The 12,903-nt window shown below is 29.5% G+C and carries 8 protein-coding genes; 3 read left to right on the top strand and 5 right to left on the bottom strand.

What is annotated here, in order from left to right; genetic code table 11:
• Positions 1 to 73: 73 nt before the first annotated feature.
• From Q3223_RS08405 to Q3223_RS08385, 5 genes are all read right to left on the bottom strand, one after another.
• Positions 74 to 5,275: a hypothetical protein gene (locus tag Q3223_RS08405; protein ID WP_407811840.1), complete on the bottom strand. Its 5,202-nt coding sequence runs from the start codon at positions 5,273 to 5,275 to the stop codon at positions 74 to 76.
• A gap of 14 nt (positions 5,276 to 5,289) precedes the next feature.
• Positions 5,290 to 7,785 carry an ATP-binding protein gene (locus Q3223_RS08400; protein ID WP_407811839.1) on the bottom strand — a complete coding sequence of 832 codons (2,496 nt, stop codon included), beginning with the start codon at positions 7,783 to 7,785 and terminating at the stop codon, positions 5,290 to 5,292.
• Positions 7,786 to 8,041: 256 nt separating this feature from the next.
• Complete coding sequence (locus Q3223_RS08395) at positions 8,042 to 8,329, bottom strand: hypothetical protein (RefSeq protein WP_054269108.1); 288 nt, start codon at positions 8,327 to 8,329, stop codon at positions 8,042 to 8,044.
• Positions 8,330 to 8,348: 19 nt separating this feature from the next.
• Positions 8,349 to 8,624, bottom strand: a complete 276-nt coding sequence (locus tag Q3223_RS08390; RefSeq protein ID WP_054269107.1) for a hypothetical protein — start codon at positions 8,622 to 8,624, stop codon at positions 8,349 to 8,351.
• A gap of 438 nt (positions 8,625 to 9,062) precedes the next feature.
• Complete coding sequence (locus Q3223_RS08385) at positions 9,063 to 10,523, bottom strand: NADP-dependent glyceraldehyde-3-phosphate dehydrogenase (protein WP_074179079.1); 1,461 nt, start codon at positions 10,521 to 10,523, stop codon at positions 9,063 to 9,065.
• A gap of 380 nt (positions 10,524 to 10,903) precedes the next feature.
• Here Q3223_RS08385 and Q3223_RS08380 point away from each other — a divergent pair, with 380 nt between their 5' ends.
• From Q3223_RS08380 to Q3223_RS08370, 3 genes are all read left to right on the top strand, one after another.
• Complete coding sequence (locus Q3223_RS08380) at positions 10,904 to 11,692, top strand: EFR1 family ferrodoxin (protein ID WP_054269105.1); 789 nt, start codon at positions 10,904 to 10,906, stop codon at positions 11,690 to 11,692.
• A 341-nt stretch (positions 11,693 to 12,033) separates the two neighbouring features.
• Positions 12,034 to 12,612 (top strand): TetR/AcrR family transcriptional regulator, encoded by a 579-nt coding sequence (locus Q3223_RS08375; protein WP_223152729.1) that lies wholly within the window; start codon positions 12,034 to 12,036, stop codon positions 12,610 to 12,612.
• Between the two features lie 50 nt (positions 12,613 to 12,662).
• On the top strand, positions 12,663 to 12,896 hold the full coding sequence (locus Q3223_RS08370) for a hypothetical protein (protein WP_167639741.1): 234 nt from the start codon (positions 12,663 to 12,665) through the stop codon (positions 12,894 to 12,896).
• Positions 12,897 to 12,903: the final 7 nt, after the last annotated feature.

Raw genomic sequence — 12,903 nt, 5'->3', positions numbered from 1 at the left:
CATATTAAAAAAAGCACTTTTAAACAAAATATTTAAAAGTGCTTTTTTAGATTTTTTCATACCTATTTAAAGACTATTCCTCAACTGTATTTTTAACTAATCTTTGCTCATAACATCTTAACTCATTTTGCTTTAAATAATTAAATTCAGACTCTACATAAATACCACACCCTACAAATTCAATCGTCAAGTCAGGTATATTTGCTTTCAATATACTAGTCTGTTCATAAATAATTCTTTCCAATAAATCAGCCTGTAATATTGAGAAATGCTTCATAATCTCTCCATCATTATCTATATCTTTCTTGATTTCAGACCAATTTCTTGCTAAAACACCTTTCAAATCAACATATCCAAGACTTTTCAATATATCTATACTCTCACTCCATGCGTATTTACTAGATGTATTAAAATACGATTCTAGTTTCTTCTTCTGTTCATTCGTCAATAAATCATAAGAAAGTTTTTTATTAAAATGAGACTTCAAAGAAACCTTAGCCATAGAGTATGGGCTTCTCCCAGAATTTAATCCTGCATTCTTGAACTTTTCTATTCCTTTATCTTCTACTGAAGACCATATTGAGTTTATTGAATCTGAATCATTGTACTTAACATCAAGACCATGTGTGATATCAATATAGTTTTGTGGAAATACATATTGATAATAGACGTCTTTTCTATCATCATATAGTGAAAAATATCCACTATCGTATAAACGCATATGCACGTTTACTTTTGCACTATCATCTAAAATATTTCGTCTAAGATTAGGGATATTAGCATAAATAGTTACATATTTCATAGCATCAAAGTTTTGATTTACTGGAATCTCAAAGTTAATTTCCTCCCCAGTCAAAAGCTTCTTCACTTCTTCTTCACTACAAGTATATAAAGAATATGTATTTTCAAATCCTACTTTACTCTTTCCACCTAAACTTCCTACCAATGGTACTTTTAGAATATGATTATCTGTTCTTTGCCATTGATAAGTATCTTGGTCTAGAAAATCTTTAATCTGTCTATTTTGCTCTTTAGCTTGATTTACAACCTCATTTTCATCTTCTGTAATCCCTACATGGCATCTATTTAAGATATTTACTATATTACTTCCAAACGGGAATGTCCATAATTGAAAAGCAGCTGCCTCTAGCTGACACAAATATCTAACTTGATTTAATTCAATTTGATGAATAAGTTTTTTCTGATATTCATTCATTTGATTACCACTATCAGACATTTGATAAATTAATTCTCCCATTGCAAGGTTATCTTTTTTCTTGTCAATCTTATCAGTAATGATAATCTGAGTTTCCATCATATCTTGTACCTTTTTAAATATTCCAGAAATCTCTGCTGAGTTTTCCATTTTTAGACCTTCAAATTTTGTAATTAACTCAGTTAAAACTTCCTTCATCTTTAACTTACTTATCTCATTTTGGAAAATATCTTGATTTTTAACTGTACTATCAAATTTTTCTACAAATGGCGCAATAGATTCTTTAAAAGTTTTATCTTTAAACTCTACCATCTGAGTATTTAATTCATCCAATTTTTTAATATTATTTTCTTTATCCTTAATTGCATCTTTTACAACCTCTATCTTACTTTCAAAACTAGACTTTACATTAAGACAATTATTAACACCACTAATTGCTGTATTGACAAGAGAACAAGCAGAACTACCAATACTTAAGGCATTTTTAATAGCAGCTGTCTTTTGTTGTCTTTCAACAGCTTGTTTGCTCTTTTCTAGTGCAGCTAATTTATCTTTTTGTTGTTTGTTACTATAATTTGCTTCTAGCATGCCTATTTCTTTTTTCTGGATTTTTGTGTAGATTTCCTCATACTCACCTTCATCCAATCCACTTCTTGCCGCTGTAATATCACTATCTCTTTCTGCATATGCAGGATTATCTACAGACTTAACTATAATATCTTTAATCTGATTAAACTTCTCTCTTTTTCCTTCATCAACACCTGCTAAGTTATGTGTCATTTTTTCTAAAACATTCTTTCTATCATCATTCAATTGAGCTCCAAGAACAACACTAATACCCTCAGAACTTAATTTAAAATCTGAGAACTCAACCATTCTGTTAGTCCAGTTATATTCTTCTTCTTTAGCTGAAAGATTTTCACTCAAAGATTTTGCACTATCAAATGCCCCTAAACAAGCTTGACCAATGCCACTAAATGCTGTTAATAAGCTCAACGCACTCTGTATCCCTGAAAGAATTAACTGTGTTTTCATTTGTTCCTCAAGTTTTTTCTGTTTCTCTTTTAGTTTCTCTATATCTTCTTTTTCATCTTCTTTTATCTTTAGAATCTCTTGAATCAATAGATTCATTTTTGCAGAAACAGAAATCATTTTATTCTCAAGTTCATTTCTTAAAACTTCTATTTGCTGATTTCCAGATTCAATTTGAGTCAGTATACCTTCTTTATATGTGTTGAAATATCCTTCTTTTAATTTGTCTTTCTGCCCTTGTTCCAATTCTTTTAAAGTCTTATCTAGGTAATTTGTTAAAGCACGAATATCGGTAACACGATTTCCTCCAATTTCATTTTCCTCTATCATTTGCACATAGAACGCAGTCTTTTGCTCAAGTGCAAATAAAATCATACTCCATTCACTAAAATTCTGTTTTTCTGCTACAAAAGATTCTATTTTATCAGACTGCATCAATTTATTTATAAGATATTCATAAATCTCTTTTGCCTCTTGATAAAATTCTTTCTTTATATTCATATCTTCTATAGAAAGTGGTTCTTTCTTTTTGCTCTCAAATTTAAAGTACTTTTGAAGTATTTCTTTATTTAACTGCATCTCTACTTTCTCAACGGCATGAAAAATCTCATAAATATGTGAAAGTTCTAAAATATCAGCTTCTAAGATTCCTACAGCACATAACAGTTTAAGGTTTCTATATCCCTTACTTCCAGTAAAACCAAATCTATCAAAGAACTCATAGAAGAACGTATCAATTGATAAAGAATACTCTTGCTTTAATAATTCCTTTTCTTTTAGTGCATTTCCAAAACGCCCTTCTCTTCCCTCTGCTCCATCTGAACCTGAATCTTCACGTTTGCTAATTTTCCAATCTTTATGTTTTTCATAAAGAGCATTTAATTTTACTCCATCATCTGCTACCTCTGTTGAGTCTGAGGCGTAACTTAATACATATCTATCAAAATAATAATAGTTTCTATCACTATAATCGCCCCCTTCTCCACGTCTTATTGTTTCTTCATATATTCCTCTAATTCCACCAAGACCTCCAGAGCCTCCTTTTCCTCCAGAACCTCCTTTTCCTGCCATACCATGATGTCCATCTTTTGTACTTATAGCACCTTTTAGTACAGATGCTTTTCCAAGAAGATAAATCTGTCCAGATTTACTTCCAAGACCAGCATTTCCACCGTCTCCACCTGTACCTCCAATTCCACCTTGTTTTCCTTTTTCTGCTTTTATCACAAAATATTTTGTATCGTTATCGTTAGCAAATTCTTTCAACTCTTTTTCAGAACCTATCTTTGCATTTGCTCCAATTTCTCCTGTTATTCCTGTCTCTCCTATTTTTCCATCCTGTCCATTTCCACCTAGTCCACCATCTACATAAAGTTTAAGTTCTCCCTTTTTTTCTATCTCTTTAAAAGATAATAAAATGTCACCTGCAGTTCCTGCATTATTACCATCTCTTCCATTCATTCCATTATAAATAGTGTCTTCTCCAGTCAATTGCTCTGCATCTTTACCAGATACGTTAATTGAATGAGTTCCTTCTGGTATACATAATTTTTTTGCTAACAATACAATATTTTTACCTGAGAAAACTTCTTTTTCCATATTACAATCAACTTTTATCTCACAATCTCCATACATATATATAGACGATAAAATATTAAGTTGATAACCAGATATTATTTCAGTTAAATCTGATAAATTCACCTTAGGTATAGGTATATACATGGAAAGTATATTTTCTTTATCATATGATTTTATATATGTACAACTTCTAATCTTATCTCTTCTATATTCTGCATCTTCAAGCTTTTTGGCCTCTTCTTTCTTATTTTCCTCTTCTATTATCCAGTATCTAATATCCCTCAATGCATCTTCTAATGTATTCTTTAGTAATGATTTTAATAGCTCGCTTAAGCCAACAATGTGAGTTTCACTACAATAACTATTTAGTTCTAAGAGAAGGCGTACTTCTTCTAATATATTTACTTTTTGTAATCCGTCACCATATGAAAGTTCCTGTACAAACTCCATAAGTTCTCTAATATTAGCTACTTTACTACATAGATTTGTATACATACTCTCCAACTGTGATTCTGTATCTTTTAGACTTTTTATAGAAGGTAAAATGGAAATAGAGTCTTCTATACCTTTTTTTACACTTTGTATATAAGGAACTAAAAGTTTTTCTATCTCATTATATGTTACATCAACAGCTTTTTGTATTTCTATTTTACAAGAAGCAGTAAGCATCAAGCCCATATCTGTCTTTTCAAAATTTCCAGGAAGATTTTTCATTTTATCTAATAATACTTCTGGCTTTTTATCCAGTGGATTACACAGTTTGATAGATATATTGTCTGATAAGATTACATTTAATAGATATACTAGCTCCTTGTAACCATCATAATCTTTCTCTTGACTGTCTAGGTCTTTTTTTACTTTCTTCAATATAGCTCTTATTTTCTCTTCAGTTACTTTATCACTGAGTGACTTAGGTATTTTATTAATAAGAAAGAAAAAATTTTCTTTATACTTTGTATAATCATTAAACATATCTTTTAGGTTTTTAGCTGTTTCTATTAATAGTGTATGTCTAGAATCCAGTAGAGACTGGTAGTCTAAAATAACTACCATTCCTTTCACCTTTGAAGATGTAAAGATAGTTTCTCTTACAAGCATTGCTCCTGCAATCATATATTCTGGTCCACGATTATCAAAAAATCCTGGACAATCACATAATGAAAATTCTCTATTTGTAACATCTACAACTTCTGGGCATAACGTCTTAGAGTATACACCATTACCAATTTCAACAGCTGAATCTTTTGCAATAATATATACTTGTCCAGTTTCTGCATCTGTTTTTTCTTCCATTTCACAACCTTTTAAATAATTGATACAAGTACTCTTTCCAACACCTGAAGCGCCTAAGAATAATAAAATTGATTTTTCTTTTAAGTTATATTTTTCAAGTGTGTCCCTTCCCTCTTCCAAAAGGTTTACGATTCCACTATAAAGTTTATTTGCCATATATCCATCCCTTTCTATATTTCAGAACAATAGCTTTGATATTTTTCTTTAATTAGACTTTCTTCTACTTTTGAAACGGCTGTTGATATCTTGGTATTTGGTGCATTAAATCCTCCATTGTCTCCTCTATCTCCATATTCAGCATACTCTCTTGATGGTCCTGTTTTTCCTTCACTCCAACTTCCACCACTAAGTTCTACACGATAATAAAATACTTTCTCTATTTTATAATCCCAACTTGTAAAATATCCTGTATAGTACAGAGTCTTATCTATACCACTTGCAGAGAATGAAAGCGTATTATAACCATTATAACCACCTTTTCCTCCATATCCACCTGAACCTGGTACACCATTTGGACCTGCTTCTCCATCTCTCACTGTTACATCACAATGATTAATTATTATATTTTTTTGTTCTTCTGAATCTGAAATGAAGTAAATATTACCTTTCTTACCAGCATTTCCACCTATTCCAGCATTTCCACCAGTTCCACCTTTATCACCTTTTTTACCTTTTGTGCCTTCTGCAAAATATCCTTTAAATATTTGTGCAGCAAAATAACTTGTATATCCTGCATCTGCTCCATTAGCTCCACTTGCTCCATCATCTCCACGTTTCCCATCTGTTCCTTTAGAGCCATTTCCTCCATTTGCAATTAATGTTAAGCGATAATTTCTAATTTCTTTCTTAATGTATAGGTAAATATTACCTGCATCCCTACCATCTTTACCATTTTGTCCATACATAGAATTATCTACAAGGTCTCCACTCTTTCCACTTACGTTAATCTTTACATTGCTACTTACATCGAGATTATTACAAGAAAGAATAATATTTTTCTCTGATGCAAATTCCATTCCAAGGTTATCATCCATATAAATAGTCTCTTTAGCAAAGAACATAAATGTAGTAGTATTGTCATCTACTTTTCTATTTTTAAAATATTTCAATACACTACTAATTACTAAGTTTGGAATCAATGCTCTTATTTCAACACACTTCTTATCATTAATATTAATTGTTTTTACTATAAATGGATTTAAGATGTATTTACTTACAAATTCTCTAATTATTTCGTTTCCTTCTTCTCCATATGCATTTAATCTTGTTATACTGTCTACTAATTCTTCACGCTGTACAGTTGTAACATTCATCAAAATTTCTTCAAAATCATTTACACTATACATATAGTCCTTTTTATTTGCAACTTCCATTAATTTTTCTCTATTTTTTAATGTAAATACTTGTTTTTGTACTTCATGAGAAACTAAAACTTTTTCTAAATTCTTTCTTATTATAGTGAAGTTTTGCTCCATTATCTTTTTACTTACTTTTTCTATAATAGATTCCATGTGTACAGAAGGTAATAGAATTTCCCCAGTTCCATTCTCTGTATATTTACTTAAGGCATCAATTATATCTAAATTTCCCTTTATCTTATTTTGTAACTTCATGCAACTATCTTTCAAGAATAATCCACTTTCTTTAGATAACACATTAATAAATTTGTCTATAGTAAGACTTGATGTATTTTCCAACCAATTTTTAAATGTCCCTACAACTCTATCATATGTTGATATTTCTCGAATCATTGTTATTCTTTCAATAACATTAATAAAGTCTTCTGTATATGCCTTCACATAATCTTCTAAACTAGATACTATACTACTTTGAATCTCTTTTATTAATGTATCTAAAACTAATCTTGCATCCGAGCTAATTGGATATTGGAATGCTGATGTCTTATCTTTGACTTCATTTAATTCTAGTGCTTGTTTTAATAAAGTCTCTCTCTCTTCAGCTACAAGAGGCTTACAAAGATGAATATTTTTGCCATTATCTTTTAGCAATTCTTCAAATAACCAAGCTTTTTCATCTATATTACTTTCTGAGGATTCACACAACTGTTCATATTTTTTTCTGATAATATTATATAATTGTTTTTCTGTTCTTCCTAAGAAGCTTTTTGAAATGAAAAAAGTTATACTTCCTTTAAAGTTATCTTTATGAAGACACATATTTAACTGTTGGAATAAATCCAGCACTTTTGTAAGTCTAGAGTCTAATATGTCTGCTTCTGGTATTAGTACAATTACTGCACATATAGATGCAGAATTTTTAAATACCTCACCTAATGAAACTGCTGCACTAATATCATGAGCTACTCCTCTATTATCACTAAATCCTGCAGTGTCACATAATTTTGCATTCATTCCTTCTACTGGTTTTCTCATATCTACAATATTCGGATATAGAGTTTGTGAGACAGCTCCTGAGCCAATCTCTGCTACAGGGTCTAAACATTCAATATATGATGTACCAGTATCTTCATCTTCTACTTCCTTCATTACACATCCCGCAAGATAATTAATTGCAGTACTTTTTCCACAACCTGTACCTCCAAGAACTAGAATTAAATTTTGACCTTGTGCCTTATTTATCGCTACTTTTCCTTCATCTAATAAGAGTGTTATTTCATCTAAAAGTTGATTTTGATTTTCTAGCATTTATTTGCCCCCTAAATTATAAATTTTGATTTAAATAAAAGGTTTTATTTTACTTTTGTAATTGATAAATTTCTATCTTATTTAGTAAAATAACTGTGTTGCAGAATATAGATTTTGTCAACACAGTTATTTTAATTAGTTCATTTATTTAGTTATATTTTTTTGTTATATTTTTAAACACTATCTTTTCATAGTTATCATATTTGTAGACTTTTTTCTTTTTATTATAGTTATACTTCTGTAAGAAATTTAGACATTACACCACTACTGGCTTAAACATTACACTTCCATGATTATACTGTCTATCTTCAACTACAATAAAAACAGGTTCTAAATCTTTAGTAGATGTTATTTTTAATTCTAAGAAAATATTATTAGTTGGTAATATTTCTACATTATAATTATTTAAATTATTGTCTGTGATACTATTAAATACATCACCATGACGTTCAAAGAAAACATTATCAACTATTACAAAATAGACATCTTCTTTTTTACTATTTTCAACCTCTAGAGTGTTTTGTTTTGTTATATTTAATCTCATATCCTAGCTCCTATTAATATTACTTAATTACATTAATACTTGTAATTGTTGCATCATGCTCATCACAAGGAAGAGGTTTGAAAACTACTATTTCTGCTAAATAATCGTGTGGAGGATTTGTGACTGAAGTAGCATTACAAATAAATTTAAAATTTGTTCCTGCAACAACTTGAGTAGCAACAATAAGTGCTTCATAATCAACACCTTTTAACATTCCTACAGCTTCATTAAATACTTTTAAATCGTCTTCCTCGACAGTTCTAAATTTTGACCATCCACCAACAAAAAGACTCATATAAAATACCTCCTATATATTTTTTTATTTATCCATATAATATTACTAATTTTCTTAATATTCAATATATTTCGTGTAACTGGTCAATCAAAATGTATAACTGGATAAATATTCAAGTAAAACAATCTTTTTAAACATTATTCTGTAGTTTAAGATAATTTAATACAAAAATATATCAATTCTATTAGGATAAAATATCTTAAAAATTCTTTGGAATATCTTTTATATTTAAATGTTTCCTTAAAAATAAAGTAGATTAGATACTTCTATCAAGTAAACTTACTTAAAACTTCAAAAAATAAAGTGGAGAATTAAATTCTCCACTTTATTTTATATTTCCAGCTATTCACTTATATTTATTGATTATTTTTAGTTGCTTTTCTATATTTCTATTGCCAGTTATTATCCTATATTTTTATCCATACTCTATCTATTTCTTTATAACTCTTTAACATTTACCACTACTGCTTTAGGTCTAGTCATAGCCTCAATTGAATACTTAACTCCTTGAGTTCCCATACCAGATGCCTTTACACCCAAGAATGGGAAATGGTCTGGCCCTCTTTCAGTCTTATTATTTATTTGAACAGTTCCAACCTCAAGCTTATCAGCAATATAAAATGCCCTATCAATATCACTTGTAAATACCGATGATTGAAGTCCATACTCTGACTGATTAGCAATTTCAATTGCTTGATTTATATCTTTAACTCTTATAATTGGAAGTACTGGGCCAAAAGGCTCCTCCCAAGCAATCTTCATATCAACATTTACATTGTCTAATAATGTTGGATAAAATAAATTATTTTTTCTAACATTACCTGTTATTAATTTTGCTCCTTTATGTAGTGCATCATCAACTAAACCTTGAACAAAATCAGTCGCTTTGTTATCTATAAGAGGCGTGATAACTACTTCCTCCATTGGATTTCCAATCGTTAACTTCTCTACTAATGGCTTTATCTTTTCCACTAATTCATCAGCTACACTCTCTTGTACTAGGATTCTCTTCACTGCTGTACATCTTTGGCCTGAGTATGAATAAGCTCCAGACACTATATTCTTAGCTGCAAAATCCAAGTCTGCATCTTCTAATACTATAGCGGCATCTTTTCCACCAAGTTCCAATAATAATGGTACCATTCTAGATATTTTAGATATATGTTGACCAACTTCAGTACTACCAGTAAAGTTGATAAAATTAATTCCTTTGTGAGTTACAACATAATCCCCTATCTCACTACCCCTACCTGTAATAGTGTTAAGTACTCCATCTGGTATACCAGCTTTTCTCATAATTTCTACTACATGAAGTGCACTAATAGCTCCTTGTGTGGCAGGTTTTAATACAACTGCATTTCCACCAATAAGTGCTGGTGCAATCTTTGACATTGATAAATTCACAGGATAATTAAAAGGAGATATCGCTAAAACAGTACCTAATGGAACCCTTGAAACATAAGACATCTTATTTCTTGTTCCACCAGGGAAGTTATCACCACTGATAGCTTCACCTTCCATATTTTTTCCTACATCAGCTGTATATCTTAAAAAATCTGCCGTTCTTTCAACTTCTGCTCTTGCAGACTTTATATCTTTGGCTATTTCAAGTACCAATATATTAGCTATCTCGTCCATATTTTCTAACAATAAATCAGCAGCCTTATGGAATATATTAGCTCTCTTGTATACAGGCATTTCAGCCCATACCTTTATACTCTCTTTTGTATTTTCAATGGCTTTATCTACTTCGTGTTTTGTCATAGATTGTACTTTACCAACAAGAGAATTATCTATTGGTGAGTAAATTTCTATTGGTTTTCTTGAATTAGATTCCACCCATTTTCCATTTATTAAATTTTTATATACATTTTCTTTTGTTCTAAGTTCATTAAACATATTTTTATTCCTCTCTCTGATATAACTTTGTGTATTTAAATTATAGCCATTTATTCGTTATGTAAACATTTCTTTTTTTAATAAACGTTTACCTTAAAAAATTTTTTCATAATCTATATTTTTTGTATTTTAAATGGCATTGTATTTTAAATAATTCTCTCATTATTTCACCCTTATATTTCTCTCAAGGTATAATTACACATATCATAATGTCAACAAGAATAGGACAGATTATACAATTAAAAGAACGCTATTCTCTTAATTATTGACCCTAATTTGCATATATGATATAATCCTAACAGAACACTATTCTGTTTAAAACTCAGAATAAAAAATAGACTGTTACAAGTCTTATTCAACAGATTTTGGAGGTAAAAAATATGCGTAATGTAATCTACTACTTTACTGGAACAGGAAATAGTATGCGAGCTGCTCAGGTAATCGCACAAGAACTTAATAATACAGAGATTATCTCAATGAGAACATCACCATCTGATTATTCAAAATTGACTGCTGAACGAATAGGATTTATTTTTCCTGTATACCATTGGACTATACCAGAAACTGTAATTCAATTTATAAAAAATTTAGAGTTATCCCCTGATGCCTATATATTTGCAATTTCTATGCCTGCTTTTATTAACGGAAAAAGCATGGAAGAATTAGCATTGTTACTCAAGGAAAAAGGGTGTAATTTATCTTATGGGAATAAAGTATATAGTGTTGCTAACTATGTAGCCATGTATCCACCATTTCCTAACCCTAAAAAACGTGTTCCTAAAACGGAGGAACAGCTTAGAATTATATCAAAAGAAATATCACAAAAAGAAATAAGAAACTACCCAAAACCCAATTTTTTAGTAAATACACTTTTTCATAAAATAATGGACCATTATATAAAAAATTGTCCATCTAATGATAAATATTTCAAGGTTTGGGATGATTGCATTTCTTGTGGATTATGTTTTAAAGTATGCCCTTGCAAAAATATAATAATGCAAAATGGTAAACCAACATTTCAACATCAATGTAATCAGTGTATGGCTTGCATTTCCTTTTGTCCAAAAGAATCCATTAATTTCCCTTATTTCACTCGAAAACGCAAAAAATATCATAATCCTTATATTAGTTCAAATGATATAGTGTCAAATCGAAAATATTATAAATAAGGTTAGGAATCTGAAAAATATAGTGCTTAAAAATTTTTCGCTATCCTATCTCAAATATAAATAAGAAAATCTTATCACTGTAAAACAATTAAATTTGCCAGCTATCAAATACTCAGATATAAAGACATAAAGCCAATAACCTATAAATAACATCCCTTATGGCTATTGGCTCTTTTCATATAACAGCTTACAGGTGAGATTAATAACAGATTGTAGCAAAAAATATTGCTTATTGTCAGGGTCAAGCTTGACAAATTTATAAATGAACAATATTATATATCTATGACTTAAAATATATTTTAAGTCATAGATATATATACTTATAGAGAGGATTGATAAATATGGCTAAAAGCTTTACAGAAATAGAAAAAAATAATATTAGAAAAAGACTAATTTCAGAATGTGAAATTCACTGGTCTAAATATGGATACAAAAAAACTAACATTGACGAACTTTGTTCAAAATCAGGAATTGCAAAGGGTTCATTTTACACATTCTTTGATTCAAAAGAAAAGCTATTTTTTGAAGTATTAAATGAAATTCAAAACAAACTTATATCATCAGTAGATGAAATTTTAAGTAACATGCCTCAAAAAGAGGGTTTTGCAAAAGCCTTGAAGATGTTATACCGATTATATGATAAAAACCCATTCTTATATTCACCAAATAATGCTGATTACATCTCTTTATTAAATAAGATGCCTAAAGAGATGCTTTCGCAACTTGAATATAATAATGTACAAAATTTTTATAACTTAATTGAAAGATACAATCTCAAATTAAAAATAGAGAAAGAAAAAGCCTTTGGTGTTTGCAATGCCCTACTTTCAAGTCTATTGCTAAAAGAAGATATTGGATATAACTACATTGAAGTATTTGATTTTATGGTAGACAATCTTGTAGAACACATACTTGAGTAATAATTTAAAATAAATTTTCTAAACATTTCTTTATAACTAGGAGGGGTAATATGATTGAATTAATACAAAAACTAAATGATATTATTTACAAAATAAATGATAAACTAAATATCCACACAAAACTAGTAGACCCTAGCAGCGAACTCATGCCATTCTACTCTATCTTATCTATAATATTTGCTGCATTTATAATAATATTAGGAATTAAAACAAGAAAAAACTTCCTTATAGTCATTGCTGTCATAGCAATCATTATAAATATTTTAATAATCTTAGATAGGTAGGTATATA

The organism is Clostridioides sp. GD02367, from assembly GCF_045900275.1.
Classification (GTDB): domain Bacteria; phylum Bacillota; class Clostridia; order Peptostreptococcales; family Peptostreptococcaceae; genus Clostridioides; species Clostridioides difficile_A.
This window is presented reverse-complemented; position numbering and strand designations above follow the sequence as displayed.